Origin of the sequence: Halonotius sp. GCM10025705 (genome assembly GCF_042662885.1) — an archaeon.
GTDB lineage: Archaea > Halobacteriota > Halobacteria > Halobacteriales > Haloferacaceae > Halonotius > Halonotius aquaticus.
Genome location: NZ_JBHSZD010000001.1, coordinates 109169 through 129494, shown reverse-complemented (window position 1 = coordinate 129494; position 20326 = coordinate 109169). Strand labels below are relative to the sequence as shown.

General features: G+C 63.0%; 16 protein-coding genes and 6 pseudogenes. 16 read left to right on the top strand and 6 right to left on the bottom strand.

Annotated features, from left to right (window positions below; all coding sequences use genetic code 11):
* The first annotated feature begins 8 nt into the window (after positions 1 to 8).
* The 4 genes and pseudogenes from ACFQJB_RS00770 (at position 9) to ACFQJB_RS00755 (ending at position 2993) form a co-directional block, all read left to right on the top strand.
* Positions 9 to 500, top strand: a complete 492-nt coding sequence (locus ACFQJB_RS00770) for a YeeE/YedE family protein (RefSeq protein WP_379722827.1) — start codon at positions 9 to 11, stop codon at positions 498 to 500.
* Positions 497 to 976: a DUF6691 family protein gene (locus ACFQJB_RS00765; protein ID WP_379722823.1), complete on the top strand. Its 480-nt coding sequence runs from the start codon at positions 497 to 499 to the stop codon at positions 974 to 976. The genes ACFQJB_RS00770 and ACFQJB_RS00765 overlap by 4 nt, the downstream gene beginning before the upstream one ends.
* A gap of 34 nt (positions 977 to 1010) precedes the next feature.
* Positions 1011 to 2206: pseudogene (locus ACFQJB_RS00760) on the top strand (anion permease).
* A gap of 55 nt (positions 2207 to 2261) precedes the next feature.
* Positions 2262 to 2993: a DUF2103 domain-containing protein gene (locus ACFQJB_RS00755; RefSeq protein WP_379722820.1), complete on the top strand. Its 732-nt coding sequence runs from the start codon at positions 2262 to 2264 to the stop codon at positions 2991 to 2993.
* A gap of 21 nt (positions 2994 to 3014) precedes the next feature.
* Here the strand turns inward: ACFQJB_RS00755 and ACFQJB_RS00750 are convergent, their stop codons facing one another.
* Positions 3015 to 3602: a hypothetical protein gene (locus ACFQJB_RS00750; protein WP_379722817.1), complete on the bottom strand. Its 588-nt coding sequence runs from the start codon at positions 3600 to 3602 to the stop codon at positions 3015 to 3017.
* Between the two features lie 243 nt (positions 3603 to 3845).
* Between ACFQJB_RS00750 and ACFQJB_RS00745 the strand changes: the two genes are divergently transcribed.
* The 4 genes from ACFQJB_RS00745 to ACFQJB_RS00730 all read left to right on the top strand — a co-directional run bounded on the left by ACFQJB_RS00745 (position 3846) and on the right by ACFQJB_RS00730 (position 7637).
* Positions 3846 to 5612: a cbb3-type cytochrome c oxidase subunit I gene (locus tag ACFQJB_RS00745; RefSeq protein ID WP_379727906.1), complete on the top strand. Its 1767-nt coding sequence runs from the start codon at positions 3846 to 3848 to the stop codon at positions 5610 to 5612.
* A 265-nt stretch (positions 5613 to 5877) separates the two neighbouring features.
* On the top strand, positions 5878 to 6237 hold the full coding sequence (locus ACFQJB_RS00740; RefSeq protein ID WP_379722814.1) for a DUF7520 family protein: 360 nt from the start codon (positions 5878 to 5880) through the stop codon (positions 6235 to 6237).
* Between the two features lie 112 nt (positions 6238 to 6349).
* Positions 6350 to 6619 (top strand): DUF5816 domain-containing protein, encoded by a 270-nt coding sequence (locus ACFQJB_RS00735; RefSeq protein ID WP_379722811.1) that lies wholly within the window; start codon positions 6350 to 6352, stop codon positions 6617 to 6619.
* A 181-nt stretch (positions 6620 to 6800) separates the two neighbouring features.
* On the top strand, positions 6801 to 7637 hold the full coding sequence (locus ACFQJB_RS00730) for a MinD/ParA family ATP-binding protein (RefSeq protein WP_379722808.1): 837 nt from the start codon (positions 6801 to 6803) through the stop codon (positions 7635 to 7637).
* Between the two features lie 22 nt (positions 7638 to 7659).
* Here the strand turns inward: ACFQJB_RS00730 and ACFQJB_RS00725 are convergent, their stop codons facing one another.
* Positions 7660 to 8016, bottom strand: a complete 357-nt coding sequence (locus ACFQJB_RS00725) for an AMP-binding enzyme (RefSeq protein WP_379727904.1) — start codon at positions 8014 to 8016, stop codon at positions 7660 to 7662.
* 264 nt (positions 8017 to 8280) lie between these two features.
* A pseudogene (locus tag ACFQJB_RS00720) lies at positions 8281 to 8972 on the bottom strand (AMP-binding protein); the annotation flags it as partial.
* On the opposite strand from ACFQJB_RS00720, the gene ACFQJB_RS00715 reads away from it, so the two are divergent.
* A complete protein-coding gene (locus ACFQJB_RS00715; RefSeq protein ID WP_379722805.1) occupies positions 8901 to 9065 on the top strand; it encodes a hypothetical protein in 165 nt (54 codons plus the stop codon). The pseudogene ACFQJB_RS00720 and the gene ACFQJB_RS00715 overlap by 72 nt on opposite strands.
* Here the strand turns inward: ACFQJB_RS00715 and ACFQJB_RS00710 are convergent.
* Positions 9044 to 9649 carry an AMP-binding protein gene (locus ACFQJB_RS00710; RefSeq protein WP_379722802.1) on the bottom strand — a complete coding sequence of 202 codons (606 nt, stop codon included), beginning with the start codon at positions 9647 to 9649 and terminating at the stop codon, positions 9044 to 9046. The two genes, ACFQJB_RS00715 and ACFQJB_RS00710, sit on opposite strands and share 22 nt — an antisense overlap.
* A gap of 635 nt (positions 9650 to 10284) precedes the next feature.
* On the opposite strand from ACFQJB_RS00710, the gene ACFQJB_RS00705 reads away from it, so the two are divergent.
* Both ACFQJB_RS00705 and ACFQJB_RS00700 read left to right on the top strand, forming a co-directional pair.
* Positions 10285 to 11019 (top strand): FIST signal transduction protein, encoded by a 735-nt coding sequence (locus tag ACFQJB_RS00705; RefSeq protein ID WP_379727902.1) that lies wholly within the window; start codon positions 10285 to 10287, stop codon positions 11017 to 11019.
* Entirely contained in the window at positions 11012 to 12898 is a 1887-nt protein-coding gene (locus ACFQJB_RS00700) for a sensor histidine kinase (protein ID WP_379722799.1), read from the top strand. The genes ACFQJB_RS00705 and ACFQJB_RS00700 overlap by 8 nt, the downstream gene beginning before the upstream one ends.
* Here the strand turns inward: ACFQJB_RS00700 and ACFQJB_RS00695 are convergent.
* The gene (locus ACFQJB_RS00695; RefSeq protein WP_379722796.1) at positions 12895 to 13536 is read right to left on the bottom strand and encodes an FAD-dependent oxidoreductase; all 642 of its coding nucleotides are present in this window, start codon (positions 13534 to 13536) and stop codon (positions 12895 to 12897) included. The genes ACFQJB_RS00700 and ACFQJB_RS00695 overlap by 4 nt on opposite strands.
* A 205-nt stretch (positions 13537 to 13741) precedes the next feature.
* Between ACFQJB_RS00695 and ACFQJB_RS00690 the strand changes: the two genes are divergently transcribed.
* Both ACFQJB_RS00690 and ACFQJB_RS00685 read left to right on the top strand, forming a co-directional pair.
* The gene (locus ACFQJB_RS00690; protein WP_379722793.1) at positions 13742 to 15505 is read left to right on the top strand and encodes a 2-oxoacid:acceptor oxidoreductase subunit alpha; all 1764 of its coding nucleotides are present in this window, start codon (positions 13742 to 13744) and stop codon (positions 15503 to 15505) included.
* Positions 15502 to 16364: pseudogene (locus tag ACFQJB_RS00685) on the top strand (2-oxoacid:ferredoxin oxidoreductase subunit beta). Before ACFQJB_RS00690 ends, ACFQJB_RS00685 begins: the two are co-directional and overlap by 4 nt.
* Before the next feature lie 50 nt (positions 16365 to 16414).
* On the opposite strand, the gene ACFQJB_RS00680 reads toward ACFQJB_RS00685, so the two are convergent.
* On the bottom strand, positions 16415 to 17116 hold the full coding sequence (locus ACFQJB_RS00680; protein ID WP_379722790.1) for a DUF6517 family protein: 702 nt from the start codon (positions 17114 to 17116) through the stop codon (positions 16415 to 16417).
* 99 nt (positions 17117 to 17215) lie between these two features.
* Between ACFQJB_RS00680 and ACFQJB_RS00675 the strand changes: the two are divergent.
* The 3 pseudogenes from ACFQJB_RS00675 to ACFQJB_RS00665 all read left to right on the top strand — a co-directional run bounded on the left by ACFQJB_RS00675 (position 17216) and on the right by ACFQJB_RS00665 (position 20305).
* A pseudogene (locus tag ACFQJB_RS00675) lies at positions 17216 to 18588 on the top strand (geranylgeranyl reductase family protein).
* A gap of 68 nt (positions 18589 to 18656) precedes the next feature.
* Positions 18657 to 19498 (top strand): annotated as a pseudogene (locus tag ACFQJB_RS00670) (aldo/keto reductase).
* A 68-nt stretch (positions 19499 to 19566) separates the two neighbouring features.
* Positions 19567 to 20305, top strand: a pseudogene (locus tag ACFQJB_RS00665) (hypothetical protein).
* The last annotated feature ends 21 nt before the right edge of the window (positions 20306 to 20326 follow it).

Genomic DNA, 20326 nt, shown 5'->3' with positions numbered 1-20326 from the left:
GCCGACCGATGGTCGCCGACCTCCTCGTCCTGCAGACGGTCGCTGAGCTGTTTCCCAACGGGATCAGCCGGTATGCGATCGGTGGGCTGTTCGTCGGGCTCGGCGCGGCCGTGATCTACGCCGGCACCGCGATCAACGCCGGGGCGAGTACGTTCCTTGAGTCGACGCTGTCGTACGTCTCCGATCGCTCGCGGTTCAGTCGATATGTCGGCTCCCGCGACTGGCGGCTCGTCTTCACGCTGGGGATCATCCTCGGGGCGGCCGTCTACGCCGTCGTCTTTCAGGGCGGCGCGTGGACAACCGACGTTGCCCCGTGGCGACTCCTCCTCGGTGGGATCTTCGTCGGGGTCGGCACCCGGGTTGGCAAGGGGTGTACCTCCGGCCACGGCGTCTGTGGCGTCGGCTCGGCGTCGAAAACGTCGATCGCGGGTGTGATCGCCTTCCTGTTGACCGCGATCATCACCGCCCAGGTTGTCGCCGCACTGGGGGTGACGCCATGAGCACCGCCGCCGGGGGCAACGAGGGCCGCCATCCCCTGTTCATGCCGTTGATCCTCGTCGGCGGACTGATCTTCGGGTTCGGGCTTGGCTACAGCCACATGGCGCGCCCGGAGGTCGTGCTCGACTTCCTGCAGTTCGAGGACTTCGGGCTGCTGTTCGTCATGTTCGGCGGCGCAGCGGTCACTGGGCTTGCCTACATCGTCGTCCCACGACTGTTTGATCGCGCGCCGCTGACCGGGGACGGCTTCGGTCGCCGACTGAAAAGCTTCGATCGCAACGTGTTGATCGGCGGTGGCATCTTCGGCGTCGGCTGGGGGCTGTCGGGCATCTGTCCGGGCGCGGGGTACGCCAGCCTCGGCGTCGGCAACTTTCCGATCCTGTGGGCGATCGGTGGCATGTTCATCGGCGCGTACGCCCAGGGCGTCTGGCGGAGTCGCACCGCACAGTCCGATGCCGCACCCGCGAGTGCGGACTAACGGCTGAACCACACGATTCTCTCATCACACTCTCATGGAACTTGCAGCTATCGCGTTGTTTCTCGTCGCTGGACTCGCTAGTCTATTCATGGCGTGGGTAATCGGGGCTGGCTCAAGCGGCGCGACCCCCTTCGCGCCGGCGGTCGGGGCCAACGCCATCCCAACGATGCAGGCCGCCTTCATCGTCGGCCTGCTCGGCTTTGCCGGCGCGATCACCCAAGGCGCCAACGTCTCGGCGACCGTCGGCAGCGGGCTAATCGGCGGCGTTGAGATCCCCGCGGTCGGCGTCATCGTGATCTTACTCGTCGGGGCCGGGCTGATGGCCGTCGGCATCCGCACAGGGTATCCGATCGCCACCGCCTTCACCGTCACCGGGGCGGTTGTCGGCGTCGGGCTGGCGATTGGGGGCGCGCCCGCCTGGGCCACCTACCAGCAGGTCGGTGCCGTCTGGATGTTGACGCCGATCGTCGGCGGCGGGATCGCCTACGGGATCGCCAGCGTGTTGCCGCGAGCAGACGCCCCCGAAACAGTCACCGTCCCGGTGTTGGCGGCGATCGTCGGCGTCGTCCTCGCGAACGTCAAGTTCGCGTTTCTCGGCCCCGGCGGCACGATGGGGTCGCTCACGGGCGGGGTTGGCCGACAGCTTGGGAGCGGACTGGGCACAACCGTCGGCGTTGCCGCCGTGGTTGCCGTGGGGATCGCCGCGGTCGTTCGGTGGGATATCAGCCGCGATGAGGCCGGCGGGCTGCGACACGTCTTGCTCGTGTTGGGCTCGCTGGTCGCCTTTTCGGCTGGCGGCAGTCAGGTCGGGCTCGCGGTCGGACCGCTGTTGCCGCTGTTTTCGACAGTCGGGGCCCTCTCGCCGGCGATCATCCTTGCTGGTGGTGGGGTTGGCATCCTCGCGGGGTCGTGGCTCGGCGCGCCGCGGATGATCAAATCACTCGCGCAGGATTACTCCGATCTCGGCCCCCGGCGGTCGATCGCCGCCCTCGTCCCGGCGTTTCTGATCGCACAGGTGGCGGTGCTGTTGGGCGTGCCGGTCTCGTTCAACGAGATCATCGTCAGCGGGATCGTCGGCGGCGGCGCGGCCGTCGGCGGAGGATCGGCAGTCGACCCCGAAAACTGCTGGTCACCGTCGGCGCGTGGGCCGGCTCCCTTGGGTTGTCGTTTGTCGTCGGCTACGGTGTGATGACCGGGCTTCAGGTGGCGTCGTCGACCCCGCTCGCGTGATCGACCGGCAGCCACAACCGAACGGCGTTTTAGGCTCCACGGGATACAGACAGCCATGGAGTGCCGGCAGTGTCACACCGACCTCGACCGCCCGGGGGACTACTGTTTGGTCTGTGACACCGCCAACTGCGACGCTGTCGTCGCCGTCTTCGAGCGCGATGCGGCGACGCTGACGATGCTCGACGGCGAAACAATCGTCGGCGAGACGACGATCACAACTGTTCCTGAGGTCGACAATACCCACGACGACCGCGCCACCGTGGTTGAACTCCGCAATTTCGCCGGGCGGGTTGCCGACGAGATTCGCCGAAAACGGCCTGAAACAGTCTTTGCCGCCGGCGAGCGCGACCCGCTGCGAGAGACCCGCAAACAACTCCACTACGAGTTCTATCGTGTGCCCGATGAGACGCCCGTCGAGACGGTGCGCAACCGCCGCGGCGAATCAGCGCTTGCGGTCGTCGACATCCCGCCACGGGAGAAGATCGGCGGCAGCCACTCGACGATCATCGGCGATCGGGCCGGCCGCAACGCTATCAGCATCGTTGCCGACCACCCCCATATTAAGAAAATCATCCCCGGGCCGATCGATGCCGGCGGCAAGGGCTCACAGAGCAGTCTCCGCGCAAAGATCACCCGCGCCGACCACAACGGCAACGTCCGCATGCTGCTGCGGGATGGCTCAAGTGTTCAGGAAAACCGGCTGGTGACAACCGCGCCTGATCTGGAGACGGGTGAACGCGTGCGGGCAGATCTGAATGAAGCTTTGGAGGACGCGGAACTCAAATAGCGGCGGTCAGTCGACCGACGCTCAGCGCGTCTGCGTCGACCGGGGTTTGGACGTAGGAACGTCATCCGGACACCGCCAGCCCAGCGGTTTCAGTTGCTGTGTGTAGAAGGCGGTGAGGCTCTCGGTGAAAAAGACCTCAAAACTGCCGCGGTACTCCGTCCCACGTCGGCTGCGAGTTGTCGTCGCTGATCGCGGGGCGCGTCGAAGTACGATCGCCCGCCGCCCCGACGGCAGGATGTAGGCCGTTACCGACCCTTCGCCGACGCAGGTAGGTGGTCGCACCAATCGACTGTCAGTCGCGGTCGCTTGCTGTTGGGTTGGCTGGTCTTGTGTCCGACCACGAGTCTCGTATTTTCGGAGTTGCAGATGCTGTTGATCGAGGCCGTTGAGTTCGGCACAGAGCTGTTTCCACTGCCGAACGCGATAGCGAACGTCTGCGGTATTAGGGATGTCAGTGTTGGCAAACCCCGTTGCCAGATGCGTCGAGAGTGTCTTGCTGACCGCCCCAAAGGAACGATCAGTCTGATTGGTGATAACAAGTGAGATCTCGGGGATGGTTCCATCCGGAAACCGATCCTCGTAATCCTTCAGTAGCTGTTTGGCCCCCATCTGCGTCCCCCAGTTGTCAATTAGTTGAATTAGCCAGTATATAAATCCATTTTTGTAGTCTGCTGTATATTCAGTTGCAGTTACAATTTTGGCAGCCAAGGAGCCGGATGAATGTGGGAGTGAAACAGCGACCTCAGCGAGCATCCCTCCACCGATCAGCCGGCGGGACCCGAATCATTCTTAGGGTACGATGTCCATACCAATTGTATGGAACTCAACGCGCAGATCGCAGTGACCGTGCTGATGGGGGTGTTCCTCGTCGCGGTCGCCACGTTCCTCACACGGATCGAGAACTGGCGATCGTACACCCCTGTCGGCGGTGGGGGCTCCTTCATCGAGGAGTCCGGTTACATTGACGAAGAGAAACCGGCCGGGATCATCCGGTGGCTGACAACCGTCGACCACAAGGATATCGGCATCCTCTACGGGCTGTACGGCATCATCGCCTTCGCGGTCGGCGGCCTGATGGTCACGGTTATGCGGTTCGATCTCGTGACCTCTTCATCACTGCTCGGCACATCAACGTACAACGCCTTGCTGACCAGCCACGGGATCACGATGCTGTTCCTCTTCGGGACGCCGATCATCGCGGCGTTCGCCAACTACCTCGTCCCACTGATCATCGGGGCCGACGACATGGCGTTCCCACGGATCAACGCCATCGCCTTCTGGCTGTTGCCGCCAGCCGCACTGCTGATCTGGGCCGGCTTTTTCGCCAAACCGCTGGGCCTGTTTGGGCCCGCCCAGACGGCCTGGACGATGTACACGCCGCTGTCGCTTGGAGCCGTTGGGCCGAGTGCTGACGCCGTCGGCGGTGCCGGCGTCGACCTCATGCTGCTCGGACTGCATCTCTCCGGGGTTGCGGCGACGATGGGCGCAATCAACTTCATCGCCACCATCTTCACGCACCGTGGCGAGGAGGTTTCCTGGGCGAACCTCGATATCTTCTCGTGGACGATTCTCACCCAGTCTGGGCTGATCCTCTTTGCGTTCCCGCTGCTCGGCAGCGCGCTGCTGATGCTGCTGGCCGACCGGAACTTCGGCACCGCCTTCTTCCTGACTGATGGCGGTAACATCCTCTGGCAGCACCTCTTTTGGTTCTTCGGCCACCCCGAGGTCTACATCCTCGTGTTGCCGATGATGGGGATCGTCAGCTACGTCCTCCCGCGGTTTGCTGGCCGGAAACTGTTCGGCTTCAAGTTCGTCGTCTACTCCACGCTGGCGATCGGTGTGCTGTCGTTCGGTGTCTGGGCCCACCACATGTTCGCGACCGGCATTGACCCCCGCGTTCGAGCATCGTTCATGGCGGTGTCGATGGCGATTGCGATCCCCTCGGCGGTGAAGACATTCAACTGGATTACGACGCTGTGGAACGGCCGGGTTCGGCTGACGACGCCGATGCTGTTCTGTATCGGCTTCATCTCGAACTTCATCATCGGCGGCGTCACCGGTGTGTTCCTCGCGTCGATCCCGATCGACCTCGTGCTCCACGACACCTACTATGTGGTCGGCCACTTCCATTACGTCGTGATGGGTGCGATCGCCTTCGCCGGCTTTGCGGGCATCTACTACTGGTTCCCGCTGGTCACCAACCGGATGTACCAGGCCAGCCTCGGCAAGGCCCACTTCTGGCTCACGATGGTCGGCAGCAACATCACGTTCCTCGCGATGATCCTGCTGGGCTACGGTGGGATGCCGCGGCGGTACGCGACCTACCTGCCGCAGTTTGCGACGCTCCACCAGGTCGCCACGCTCGGAGCCTTCCTACTGTTGATCGGCCAGATCATCTGGCTGTACAACATGGTCTCCTCGTGGTTTGAGGGCAAACGCGTCGAAAGCGGCGATCCGTGGGATCTCCGTCAAGATAACGTGCGCACCGTCGAGTGGCAGTGGTTCGAACAGAAACTTGACACCCAGATCGCAACCGACGGCGGCGACGAGGAGGTCGCAACCGACGGCGGCGAACCAGCCGAGGAGACGGAGACGGTCGCTGACGAGCGCGACGACTGAGAAACCGGCCGCGGTTTTTTTGCGATGCTCGTTTTGAACGCAAGCAGCATCAAGAAGAGCGCTATCGTTTCACACAGACGAGTAACCACCAGACACCGGCCGGCTACATCACCAAGACGATCCCGGTCACAAACATCATCAGCGCGATCCCGCCGAGAACGATGCCGAGCAGATCGCTGTCATCCATACACGGTGTTGGGCTGCCGGGGGCAAAACGACATCGGTCGGACGAAACGGGTAACCGGCTGCCGACCGCACAACGGATATGGCTACGAACGTTGGCGGGCGACGGCTCGTCGTTGGGATCTACGTCGGCATCGTCTGTTTTACCGGGGTTGCCGGCTACCTCGCAGCGGGTGTTGTCGGTCAGATCGAGCCACCACGACTGCTGTTTCTGATTCCGTTGCCGGCAACCCGGCTTGGGTTGGCCGCCTACGGCGCGATCACGATCGCGCTCATTCTCGGCGTGCTCCTGATCGCCGTCACCGTCGTCGCCGACCGTGTCGACGATGTAGAGCCGGAGAGCATCGGCACTCAAGCGACCACCGACGAGCGGACGGAATCGACGACCGACGACGAGCGAACCGAATCCACAGCCGATAGCAACGACGACGCGAACCGGTGATGGCGGCCGCCGCCGCACAGCCGCAGCGAGGAAAGGGAGCGTGAATCTAACAACTGTCCAGTTTTATCGAATGAACGCATATCTTTAGTCATTGTACATGATAGACTGTGCTATGAGTGCCGACCCTGCAGACGGTGATGTGTTGACCGCCGCGGTGCGAACCGCCGACGGCACCGGGTATGCCGCGTACAACGAGCGCGCCGACGGCTCGGTTGCCCCATTCTATGTCGTCTACGCTGACAGCGACCGCAGCGAGCGATACGGGTTCATCTGTGGAGCCTGTGGCAGTCTCGCTGTCGGGATGGATCCGATGGGACGGCTCGATTGCGAGGAGTGTGCCAACAACCGCAAGGCGTCCCAGTGGGACGCGGCCTATCTCTGAGAGACACTCGGCTCGCTGCTCACGACGCGACGACCGGACGACCGTCCCAATGGTCGACATGTTAATAACATGGATTTATGCCTGTGTCGGTGTGAGTGGCGAACATGGGTGACGGGCGCGTTATCGCAGTCGCGGGGGCGAAAGGCGGCGTCGGGAAGACGACGACCGCGATCAACCTGGGGTGGCACTCGCCCAAGCCGGCCAGACAGTGGCCGTTGTCGAACTCGATTTGGCGATGGCGAACATCGTCGACTTTCTGCAGTTCGAACCCGAACGCACCCTCCACGACGTGTTGTCCGGCACCGCCCCAACAACCGAGGCGCTGTATCCGATCGACGACCGCATGCACGTCCTGCCGTCGGGCACCGAGTTGGCGGAGTTCAACGCGATCAACGTCGCCGCGCTCGCGCCGGTAATCCGAAGCCTTCGGCCGGCCTACGATTTTGTGCTGCTTGATACCGCCGCCGGCGTCAGCCCCGAGACGATCTATCCGCTCCGATTGGCCGATGAGGTACTGATCGTCTCAACGCCGCGGGTCGCCTCGATCCGCGATGCGAAGAAGACCATCGAGTTGGCCCACCGCGTCAACGGTGAGGTGATGGGCGTCGTCTTCGTCCGCGCGGGCACTGGCCGCGCGCCGCCGCCCGAACGGCTGGCGACGTTCCTCGAAACCGACCTGATCGGCGCGGTGCCGGAAGACGAGACGGTCGCGGCCGCCCAAGATATGAGCCAGCCGATCTGTCTGTTCGATCCGGACAGCCCGGCGGCAACGGCGTATCAGGAGATCGCTGACGGCCTCGTCCTTGGCGACGGGACGGACGACGAGGAGGATGATGACTCCGTGCTCGGTATGGGCGGCGTCGCCGACCTCCAAAACGCCGAGGAGATCGCCAAAAGCGCAGCCGAAGCCGATCCTGACGGGATGGACGGGGCGACCAAACCGCTCGAAGGCGATGAGCTCACCACCGGTGATCCCGACGACAACGGCTTCGAATTTGTCAAACGAAAAGGCGAATAACTGATCGTCGGTGCCGCCTGAGTCAGTCGTCGCCGCCCGCGGCCGTCTGAATGTCGTCGACGATCTCGGGATTGCGGAGGGTGCTCGTATCCCCTAACTCGTCGTCGTTGGCGATGTTTTCAAGCAGGCGACGCATGATCTTCCCCGAGCGCGTTTTCGGGAGTTCCGGCGTGAAGACAACTTTTTCTGGGCGAGCGATCGGGCCGATGGCGTCTTCGACACCCTCGATAACTCGTTCGCGGAGCTCCTCGCCTTCCTCGTAGCCATCCTCGGTGATGACGTAGGCGTAGACCGCCTCGCCTTTGATCTCGTGGTCGCCGCCGACGACGGCGGCCTCGGCGACGCCTTCGACGCCGACGATCGCGGATTCGATCTCCATCGTGCCGAGGCGGTGGCCCGACACATTGAGTACGTCGTCGACACGGCCGAGAACAGTAAAGTAACCGTCCTCGTCGAGTTTCGCGCCGTCCTCGGGGAAGTATACCCAGTCCGCCGAATCGTCGCTGTCGACCTGTGAGTATTCGCGCCAGTATTCGTTGATAAAGCGGTCGTCGTTGTTGTACAGCGTGCGCAGCATCCCGGGCCACGGTTTGTTGACGACGAGATAGCCGGCCTCGCCTGCACCGACCGGGCTGCCGCGGACGTCAACGATGTCGGCACTAACCCCCGGCAGCGGCGGCCCCGCGGAGCCGGGTTTCATCTCACCGATCGCCGGCAGCGTCGTCAGCATCATCCCGCCGGTTTCGGTCTGCCACCAGGTGTCGACGATGGGGCAGGACTCATCGCCGATGTGTTTGTAGTACCACTTCCACGCGCGTGGGTTGATCGGCTCGCCGACGGTGCCGAGCAGCCTCAACGAGGAGAGATCGTGAGCGTCGGGGTACTCCGTGCCCCACTTCATGAACGAGCGGATCGCCGTCGGCGCGGTGTACAGCTGGTTGGCTTCGTATTCCTCGATAATCTCCCAGAGGCGATGGCGGTCGGGATAATCCGGCGTCCCCTCGTACATCATCGTCGTCGTGCCCAAGGCGAGCGGCCCGTAGACGATGTAGGAGTGGCCGGTGATCCAGCCGATATCGGCCGCACAGAAGTAGGTGTCCTCAGGTTTGATATCGAGGACAGCATGCGAGTCCAACTCGCCCACGAGAGATAGCCACCCGTGGTGTGTTTGACCCCCTTCGGCTGGCCGGTCGTTCCGGAGGTGTACATCAAGAATAGCATATCCTCCGCACTACGGGAAACGGGGTCGACCGTCTCGCCGTCGTGGGCGGCAACGAGGTCGGCGTAGGTGTCGTGGGCCGAGAGATCGTGATCGAAGCCATCGTCGTCGGGCAGGCGGTTGACGACGATGGTGTCGGTGTCGTGGTCAACATCGGCCAGCCCCTCGGTCGCTTTTTCGAGGTGGTTCAGGGGTCGCCGCGGCGGTAGTAGCCATCACAGGTGACCAGATGCTCGGAGTCGGCGGAATTCATTCGCGTCGCCAAGGCGTCGGCCGAAAAGCCCGCGAAGACGACCGAATGCGGCGCGCCGATCCGAGCACACGCCAGCATGGCGATCGGGAGCTCCGGGATCATCGGCATATACAGGGTGACGATATCGTCTTCTTCGACGCCTTGGGCGCGAAGGGCGGCAGCAAAGGCGTTGACCTCGTCGTGGAGTTCCTGATAGGTGTAGGTTCGGTTTGCCTCGTCGGTCGGTTCGCCAACCCACTCGATTGCGGCCTCATCGCCGCGCTCGTCGAGATGGCGGTCAAGGCAGTTCGCCGAGGCGTTCAGTTCGCCGTCGGCAAACCACTCGTAGAACGGCGGGTTGCTGTCGTCAAGAATCTCGGTGTACTCGGTGTCCCAATCGAGGAGGTCGGCCGCCTGCGTCCAGCAGTCCGGCCAGTTGGCCTCAAACTCGTCGTAGATGTCGGGGTCGGTGACGTTCGCCTGCTCGACGAAGTCAGCCGGCGGTTCGAAGGAATCCTGTTCGGCGAGTCTGGCTTCGAGGTCGACATCGGGATCAGCCATTGGTATCTGATCTCACTTGATTGTCCATGATAAATCTACTCACCATCTCGCAGTAAATGAGAATGCAGTGCAAAATCGAGCGTCGCAAAACCGCATGCGGACAGCGATGTCAGTGCTGCATACTCTGGTGGCGTTACCGATTCGGGCGCGCGTGCCGACGGCAACAACGTCTGCGGCGGCAGCTGTACCACCGCTGGGGAGATGTGTCAACAGGTGTCGTAAGGACTTAGTATAATAATTAGTAAGAACAGATAGTTGATGGAACTCGCCTACAGCTCGGCGTCCGGTGACGTACTCCGAGACGAGCTGACGAGCCTGAGTTCACAGGAGCGCGTCGAGGGGCTGTTGGTGTTGGCCACGCCGTCAGTCGATATCACCGCCGATAGCTTCGAGACCACACTGGAATCACTGTCGGTGCCAGTCTGTGGCGGGCTGTTTCCACAGGTGATCGTCGACGGCGAGCCACGAACGTCGGGCCTGCTGGCGATCGGACTCCCAACGTCGCCGACAGTCACCGTCGTCTCCGAGTTGAGCGAGGCCGACGACGAGCTTGATGCGTCGCTGCCGGCGGGGGCTCGGAGGCCGCCTTCGTCTTTGTCGACGCCCACGCCGACGCCGATGGGGTTGGATCGCTTATCGACGCGCTGTTCCGCACCTACAGCGTCGGCCTCAGCGTTGTCGGCGGCGGGGCTGGCCGCCTCGACGGCGGCGGCGAGCCGTGTCTGTTTACCGGCGACGGCGTCATCGAGGACGCAGCCGTGATGGCTGCCGTCGACCAACCGATCGGGATCGGCGTCCGCCACGGCTGGAACGAGGTCGCCGGACCGTTTCGCGTCACCGACGCCGACCACGGGACGATCCGCGAACTCGACGGCGAGTCGGCCTTCGAGGTCTACCAGAACGCGATCGAGACCAACACCGATGCGACGCTCCACCGGGAGGACTTTTTCGAGACCGCCACCGCCTACCCATTCGGCATCAGCCGGCTGGACGGCGAGGCGATCGTCCGCGATCCCTTCGCTGTCGACGGCGACGCCATCTCCTGTTTCGGGCCCGTGCCGGAAGGGGAGTTTGTAACGGTGCTGGCCGGCGACCCCGACTCGTTGATCGGTGCCGCCGAGCAGGCAGCCGATACCGCTCTGACAGAGAAGCCGATCGCCGACGGCGCGGGAACCCTCTGTGTGTTTGATTGTATCTCCCGGCATCTGTATCTCGATGAGACCTTCGACCAGGAGGTCGCGGCGATCGATGCCGCCGGCTGGCCGATGGTTGGCGCGCTCACGATCGGCGAGATCGCCAACGACGGCACCGGCCATCTAGACTACTACAACAAAACAGCGGTTGTGGCGGCGGTGAGCGACGATGCCTGAGCGCCAACAGCGGGTGCAAGCCCTCTATGAGATCGCGCTCACGATCGGTGGCAAAGAGACACTCACGGAGACCGCCGACGCCGCGTTAGCGGGCTATCTCCGAAAGCTAAACTGCTCGGTCGGCGGCATCTTCCGGGCGACCGAGGACGGCTATACGCCGACGGCGACGATCCCAGCCGATCCGGCGGGCAACGCCTTACTGTCGGCCGGGATCGACCAACTCGCGGAGCTATCGAGCGAAGCGTTTCCCAGCCACACCGAGCCGACCGCCGGGGATCACTGCTATCTGTTTTCGCTGCCCGACTTCGGCGCGCTCGTCATCGGCAAACAGGGCGGGGAGATCGATACCGCAACACGGTCGGCGTTGACGCCGCTCAACGAGAAGCTTGCTGAGGCCTGCCGGAACAAGCTCGTCGAACGCCAACTCCGCGAGCAGCGCAACCGGTTTGAGGCTGTCTTCGACGCCATCCCCGAGCCGATCGCCGACACCGTCGTCGAGGACGGCACCGAGGAGATCATCGCCAGCAACGCCGAGTTTGAGCGCACGTTCGGCGACACCGACGAAACACCCGGCACCGCGATGGTACCCGAGGTCACCGACAGCGACACCGGGGAGTCGACACAGCATAGTCGCCCGATCGACACCGACGAGGGCGACCACCGGATCACCACCGAAACGACCTGTGAGACCGTCGATGGCCCCGGAGAGTTCCTCTTCCATGGGGTTCCTGTTGCGGGCGACCAGGCTGACGAATACATCCACCTCTACGTCGATATCACCGACCAGAAACGCCGAGAGGGTGAGTTGCAGCGATATGAGCGACTCGTTGAAAACCTCCCGATCGGCGTCTACCGGACAACGCCTGGGCCAGACGGCGAGTTCAAACTGGTCAATCAAGGGCTGGTCGACATCCTTGAGGCCGACTCGAAGGCCTACTTCGAGAACCGGTCGGTCAGCGAGATCTACGTCGACCCCGACGAACGGGCGGCCTTCAGCGATCGACTGCTGGCCGAAGGGACTGTCGACAACGTCGAACTGCAGTTTGAGACCGCCGCCGGCAACCAGATCTGGGGCGAAGTCTCCGGCATCGTCACCGAGACCGACGACGGCCCGGTGTTCGAGCTCGCCCTTCAAGATATCACGACCCGAAAAGAGCGCGATCAGCAGTTAGACGTGCTCAATCGGGTGTTGCGCCACAACCTCCGGAACGCCCTGAACGTGATCGATGGCAACGCAGCGATGCTGAACGCGGGGCTTGACGACGATGAGCTCCAAAGTCACGTCGAAGGGATCGAACGCCGGGTGTCGAATCTCGAAGAGCTCAGCGAGAAAGCGGTCACCGTCCGCTCGCTGTTCGATCAGGGGCGGTCGACGACAACGGCCTGCGACGTGCAGGCATTGCTCATGCGAGTTGCCAGAGAGTTCGAGGATCGCCACCCCGGAGCGCGCGTCGTCGTCGACGCCCCCGAGGAGTCGCTGTATGTCAACGCCGACGTGCGGCTGAAGATGGCCCTCTCAGAGTTGGTCAACAACGCCGTCGTCCACAACAACCGCGCAACCCCAGAGGTACAGTTGACCACCGAAACGGTCGTCCGGGACGGCGAGCCAGCCGTTGAGATCGTGATCACCGACAACGGCCCCGGCATCCCCAAACACGAACGAAAAGCGATTGAAAGCGGCGAAGAAACGCCGCTGCAACACGGAACCGGGCTCGGGTTGTGGCTGGTCTACTGGGCGATGTCGCTGCTCGGCGGCGACATCCACATTGACGACGCCGAGCCGGGCACGCGGATCGCGCTCCGGCTCCCGCAGGTCGGCGGCGACGTACAATCACAGTCTGACAGCGGAACAGGCGTCGCGGTCAACAGCGGCGACTAACCGAAGTTTTCGATCTTGGCGGCGTCCGGGTCGCCGCCGGCGGCGTCGATGGCGTCGGTTGCGGCGGTAACAAAGCCAGCAAACCCATAGACAAACACCTGTTCGTCGTCGTTGGTGGTGAGTGCCTCGTCGACGGCGGCAGCAAAGCCGTCGTCGTCAGTGATCGTGACGGTTGCACCAGCCGAATCGAGCGCCGACAGTCGTGATTCGTGTATCGGGTTGGTGGCGCGGTAAACGATGTGTACCGCGTTGCCGTCCTCGTTTGCGCGTTCGCCGATGCCAACAGCCGGGCCGACACCGGGGCCGCCTGCCAACACGACGACACGGGTTTCACCCTCGTAGTATTCGGCACCGAACGGGCCGCTCATGTCGATCTCGTCGCCGGCTGTCAGATCGGCGAGGTGGTCGCTAAACGGGCCGCTTTCCTGTGGGTCGATCTCGACTGTAATCTCGAAGGTGTCGGCCACATCAGGCGAGGACAGCGTATAAAAGCGAGCGTAGTCCTCACCATCGACGGTTGCCAGCAGCTTGATAAACTGTCCCGGCTGGGCGTCGAAGCCGTCGGGGCTCTCGAACTCGATGGCAACCGTCTCCGGGCCGACAGCGGTCACATCAGTGACCGTCACCGTCGCATCCATACATCCGCTTCGGGGGCGACGTCAAAGGCTCTTTGCTCCCGGTGGGATCGGACGCAACGCGGTGATATTAACCATGAAACCAAAAACAGTTGAAAACGGTCGCTTCGTTTGTCCATCTCCGGACAGAAATGGGGAATACTGGCGGTTCAGCGGGTAGTGTTCCAGAAGGCTTTTGATTTGTGGTGAAGTAGGTCGGCCACTACCAATGCCTGCGGATTTCAACTGGGCTGTCGGCGGCGAGGCCGGCGACGGCATCGACTCTACGGGGAAAATCTTCGCTCAGGCACTCTCGCGGGCCGGCCGCCACGTGTTCACCTCGAAGGATTTCGCCTCACGTATCCGCGGCGGATACACGGCGTATAAGATCCGCACGTCGGTCGACCGCGTCCAGAGTGTCGTCAACCGGCTCGACGTGCTGATCGCGTTGACGCCGCGAACCATCGAGGAAAACCGCGAGGAGCTCCACGATGGCTCGGTCATCATCTACGACGGCGAGCGCACCACCATGCAGGACGCGCCGATCCCGGATGGCGTCATCGGCCTTGACGTGCCGCTGAAACGGCTCGCCGAGGACGCCGGCGGCGCGATCATGCGCAACGTCGTCGCGCTGGGGGCGGCCTGTGCAGTCACCGGGTTCCCGATCGAAAACCTCGACAGCGCGCTCGAAAAGCGGTTCGGCGCGAAAGGCCAGAAGCTCGTCGACAACAACAAGGAGGCCGCCCGCAAGGGCCAATCCTACGTCGAGGACAACCACGACCACGACTTCGAGTACGACCTCGAAACGACCGACAACGACTACGTCCTCCTGAACGGCGACGAAGCCATCGGGATGGGGGCGATCGCCGCCGGCTGTCGCTACTACGCCGGCTACCCGATCACGCCCGCAACTGACGTGATGGAGTATTTGAAGGGTCGGATCGAGCAGTACGGCGGCCACGTGGTACAGGCCGAAGACGAGCTCTCGGCGATCAACATGGCGCTGGGCGCGGCCCGAGCCGGCGCGCGGGCGATGACCGCGACCTCCGGGCCCGGCATCGACCTCATGACCGAGAGCTTCGGACTCGTGGCGACGACCGAGACGCCACTGGTCATCTGTAATGTGATGCGGTCGGGGCCCTCGACAGGGATGCCGACCAAACAGGAGCAGGGCGATCTCAACGCGATGCTGTACGGTGGCCACGGCGAGATCCCCCGCTTCGTGCTCGCGCCGACAACGATCGACGAATGCTTCTGGAAAACCGTCGAGGCGTTCAACCTCGCCGAGAAGTACCAGCTGCCGGTGTATCTCACCGCCGACCTCTCCTTGGCGGTGACCGAGCAGACCTTCGAGCCCGACGCCTTCGATATGGACGCCGTCGAAATCGACCGCGGGAAGCTCGTCGACGAGGACGGCCTCGCCGAATGGCAGAACGAAAAGGGCCAGTTCCAGCCCCACGCGCTCACCGACGACGGGATCAGCCCGCGGGCGATCCCCGGTACCGACGAGGGCGCCCACATGACGACCGGGCTCGAACACGACGAGTTGGGCCGGCGTACCGAGGATACCGACATGCGGATCAAACAGGTCGACAAACGCGACCGGAAGGTCGAGACGGCCGAGGAGCGCGAAGATTGGGAACCCCGAGAGTTCGGCGAGAGCGACGCCGACACACTGATTCTCTCGTGGGGCTCCAACGAGGGCGCGATGGTCGAAGCCATCGACATGCTCGCCGACGACGGGATCGACGTGCGGTTCATCTCGGTGCCGTACATCTTCCCGCGACCGGATCTCAGCGACGCCATCGACGACGCCGACGACGTGTTTGTCGTCGAGTGCAACAACAACGGTCAGTTTGCCGACCTACTCGAACGCGACGCACTCACCCGCGTTGACCGCATCAACAAGTACAACGGCGTCCGCTTTACCGCGGACGAACTCGCCGAGCGGATCAGTGGGGCTCTCGCCGACGCCCCGGAGGTATCACAATGAGCTCAGACGTACGCTTCACCGATTTCAAATCCGACAAACAACCGACGTGGTGTCCCGGCTGCGGTGACTTCGGGACGATGAACGGGATGATGAAAGCACTCGCCAACACCGGCAACGACCCCGACAACACCTTTGTCGTCGCCGGTATCGGCTGTTCCGGCAAGATCGGGACGTACATGCACAGCTACGCGCTCCACGGCGTTCACGGCCGCGCGCTGCCGCTGGCGGCGGGCGTCAAGATGGCCAACCCCGATCTCGAAGTGATGGCCGCCGGCGGCGACGGCGACGGCTACTCGATCGGTGTTGGGCACTTCATCCACGCCGTCCGCCGGAACGTCGATATGACCTACGTCGTCATGGACAACCGGATCTACGGGCTGACGAAGGGCCAGGCCTCACCGACCTCGCGGGAGGACTTCGAAACATCGACAACGCCGGAGGACCGAAACAGCCGCCCGTGAACCCGCTCGCGCTCGCGCTCTCAGCGGGCGCGACATTCATCGCCCAATCGTTCTCCTCGGATGCGATGCGGCACACCGAAATCGTTCAGGAAGCGATCGAACACGACGGCTTCGGCTTTGTCAACGTCTTCAGCCCGTGTGTGACGTTCAACGACGTCGACACCTACGACTACTTCCGCGACGAGTTGGTCGATGTCGGCGAAACCGACCACGACCCGACTGATCTTGAGGCGGCTCAAGACGTGATCCTTGATGCCGAAAATGAGTACCAGGGCGTCCTCTATCAGAACGAACAGGCCAACGCCTACGGTGCGGAACACGGCCTCACCGAGAACATGGCGGAGATCCCCGACGGCGCGCCCGAGGATGCGACGGATCTCGTCCGCGAATTCTACTGAGTCGACACCGAATTGCTGACGAGATTGGCTGTCGACTGCGGGTGTTCCTCTCAGCTGTCGATCTTACTGTGTCTGATTCGCTGTTTCAGGTGGTTCGACCGGATGCTGGAGCGATTCGAACAGCGTGTACATCGTCTCCGTGTCAACCAATGCCTGTGGCTGGAAGCCCAACGCGAAGATGACATCCGACCCCCGTCGCCGTACTCGTGGGTCGTCGACAGCAGATAGAGTCGGATCGGCACGCCGCCGTCGCTGCTGAGTTCGCTTGGCACCGCACCACCGCCACCGGTTTCGAGAACCCCGGTGAACTCCTCGATCGTTCGCGGCTCCCCGAAGATCGACAGCTCAGTCTCGCCGTCGGCTTCGAGATCACGGATCGACGCGCCGCCGCCAAGCTCCTCCAGCAGCCGGGTGATGAGCTCACTCCCGCTGAGTTGAGCCAAGGGGTTCAGCGACTGGCCGACGAGTGTGACATCCGGCGTGCTCAAAACGACACACGGCCCGGTCTCAGACTGGTAACCCGTCGTCCACGTCGTGATCCCGACCTCGCGGGATTCACCGGCAACCTCAACAGTTTCGTTGATCGCAAACACCGACGGTCCCTCAGTGTCGTACCCTTCGGCGGCGGCAACCTCAGGGTCAAGGGTTGCCGGTGCAGCCGTATATTCCAAATCGCCCGTGAGCCCGGAACAACCGGCCAGCCCGGCAACCCCAACAGCACCTATCGCCGTGATGACCTGTCGTCGATACATATCACTATTCAACAGGTCAGTCTGTTTCACCGTTTCGGTGCCGGCGACAACGACGGACGGATGACGCACTTTTTTACTCGGCACAGCAATAGGGCGTGTATGTCCTCCGACGCCTACGATATCGTGGTTGTCGGCGGCGGTACCGCCGGGGCCTTCGCGGCCGCGACCGCCGCCACCGACGGCCTCGATGTCGTGATCGTAGAGCGAAAATCCGAGGCCGACGCCGGCCATATCGCCTGCGGCGACGCCATCAAGGAAAAAGTACGTTCCCCGACGTGATCGATCTCGACTACCTCAAAGACGAGTCATTTACCAACCGCGAGATCCGCCGGGCAGTGTTCGAAAACCCCGCCGACGGCGAGGATATCGAGATCGAGTTTGGCGAACCCGGCGCGGTACTCGACCGGAAACGCTACGGCGAAGTCCTCTTAGAGGAAGCCGACCGCGTCGGCAGCGAGATCCACTACGACACTGTTGTCCAGGATGTCACCCAGGCCGACGACGGCACCGTCACCGGCGTTGTCGGCACCCGCAAGGGCGAGCCCGTCAGCTACGACGCCGAGGTCGTCATCGACGCCGCCGGCGCGCTGTCGATCCTCCAAGAGAAAACCGACTTCGACGGGAGCTACTTCGATACGAATGTTCGGTACTCACAGTTCTGTTCGGCCTACCGCGAGGTCATCGATGTCGAGGAGCCCGTCGAGTGGCACGATGCGATCGTGTTCAAGCCGACCAAGGAACTCGGCTATCTCTGGTATTTCCCCCGGACAGCGACGGAGATCAACGCCGGGCTGGGCTTCCAGATGGATCAGCCGGAGATGCAGATGGTGCCGGAGCTCAAGCGGGCCGTTGAGGATCGCCCGGATCTAATCGAGCCGACCGTCCAGGATAAACTGGGGGCAGCGTTGCCAACTCGCCGACCATACGATTCGGCGGTCGCCGACGGCTACATCGCGGTCGGCGACGCCGCCGGCCACGTCAACCCGACAACCGGCGGCGGCATCCCAGGAGCGGCGAAATCGGCCTACTGGGCGACCAAACAGGCGATCGGGGCGATCGCCGACGACGACGTGAGCGAGGCCAATCTCTGGGAGTACAACCGCAAGGTGATGACCGGCTTCGGCAAACACTTCGCGGCTATCGACCTCTACAATATTTGGGGTACAACAAGCAGCGTCCAAGAGATCACCGAGATGGTGTCATCAGTGCCGGGCCAACACCTCGCCGACGCCTTGGCCGGCACCGGCACCGCGTCGATGCCGCTGTCGCTGAAGCTGCGGACACTTGTTGATACCTTCGGTCACTGGGAGGAACTGCTGGAGCTTGCGAAGGTTCGCTCGAAAGCATCGGAGCTCTCCGAGCACTACGCGCGGTATCCGGCAAGCCCCGAAGGGTTCCCGGCGTGGCAGTCGGTGCGGGATGGCATCATGGATGAGCTTTACGAGATCACCGGCGCCGAGCCGAAATACTGATCCAGCAAGCTGGCTGACACGAATCGCGGCTGACCACAACCCCTTTTCGGCGACGGGACAATACTCCGATGATGGCACAAAACGAACTCCCCGTGAGCGACGACTGTCCGACCGCCAACGAGATGCCAATGGTTGGACTCGGTACATGGAAAAACAGCGATCCCGAGGCCTGCGCCGAGTCGGTCGCCACCGCCCTCGAAACCGGCTACCGACATATCGACACCGCCCAAGCTTACGGCAACGAGGACGCCGTCGGCGACGGGATCGAACAGGCCGCCGTCGACCGCGAGGACGTGTTCCTCGCCACAAAGATCTGGATTGACAACCTCTCGTACGACGACGTGCTGGAAACCGCCGAGGCAAGCCTTGATCGCCTCGGCGTCGACAGCGTCGACCTGCTGTACGTCCACTGGCCGTCCCGAACCTACGAGGCCGAGGAGACGCTGGCGGCGTTCAACGAACTCTACGACCAAGGCAAGATCGACCGGATCGGCGTCAGCAACTTCGAGCCCGAGCAGCTCGCCGAAGCCATCGAGCTCTCTGACGCGCCGATCTTCGCCAACCAGATCGAGATTCATCCCCTGCTCCAACAGGAAGAACTGCGGGAGGTCTGTGCCGACCACGACGTTGAACTCGTCGCCTACTCCCCGCTGGCTCGCGGCGAAGTCTTCGATATCCCCGAGATCGAATCGATCGCCGACGACCACGGCGTGAGTCCGGCCCAGATCAGCCTCGCGTGGCTGCGCCACCACGGGATCACGGCGATCCCGAAGGCGACAGGGGCCGATCACATCCAAGACAACTGGGCGTCGCTGTCGGTGTCACTGTCCGACGCGGAGATCGAAACCATCGACAGCATTGAGACCACCGACCGGCGGGTCGACCCCGACTTTGACCGTGGAACAACTGACAGGAACACAACCTTCACATACTCCCGCGGATCAGTAGATAGCAATGGCACAGCGGTCACCCGGATTGATCGGCGCGATCCGCATCGACCTCCTGCGGCTCCACGAGACTTGGATGGAGGTTGTGTTCCCGCGCCAACTCGATCCCGGACACGTCCTTGGGAAGTGGAAGCCGGAGACCGGCGTCCAAACGGCCGGCTACTACCTTTGGGCGGCCGTCGGCCTCCCGCTGGTGTTGGTCGGTTACCCGCTGTTATTGATCGGCTACGGAACGCGGTTTTACGCGGCCAAGCTTGATAGTGCGGCCACCCGACTCGGCATTCTCGGTGCAGTGCTGCTGTCGGTCGTTGTCTGGGGCGCACTGTCGGCAGCCGCAAGCTTCCAGTTCGGTGATGCCGGACAGTTTAGTCTCGCCGCCGAAGGGTTCCTCGCGGTTGTTGCCGCCAGCGTTGTCGCGACGATATCGGCTGGATTGGCGGTGCTGTTCGGCCGGATCGGCGGCCGAGCGACGAGCGTGCTGGTGGCCTACCCGGCCGCGATGACCGCGTTGTTCCTTCCGCCGGTCGTCGCCGCACTGTTCGAGCCGACACTCCAGGAGACGATCTTCCCGTGGAGCGAGGAAGCTGGCGATCACGATCCTCGATGAGATCCTGTTCGTCGGCGGGCTCAACGATATCATCCGCGAGCAGTTCACCCTGGAAGGCACCGGCTACGTGCTGATGTGGCTCTCGCTGTCGGTGCCACTGGGCTGGTTCCTCGGTGGACTGGTGGCGTTTGCCAACATCATCCGTCCGAAAGACGAGTCATAAGCAGTCGTCTCCGCTACGTTT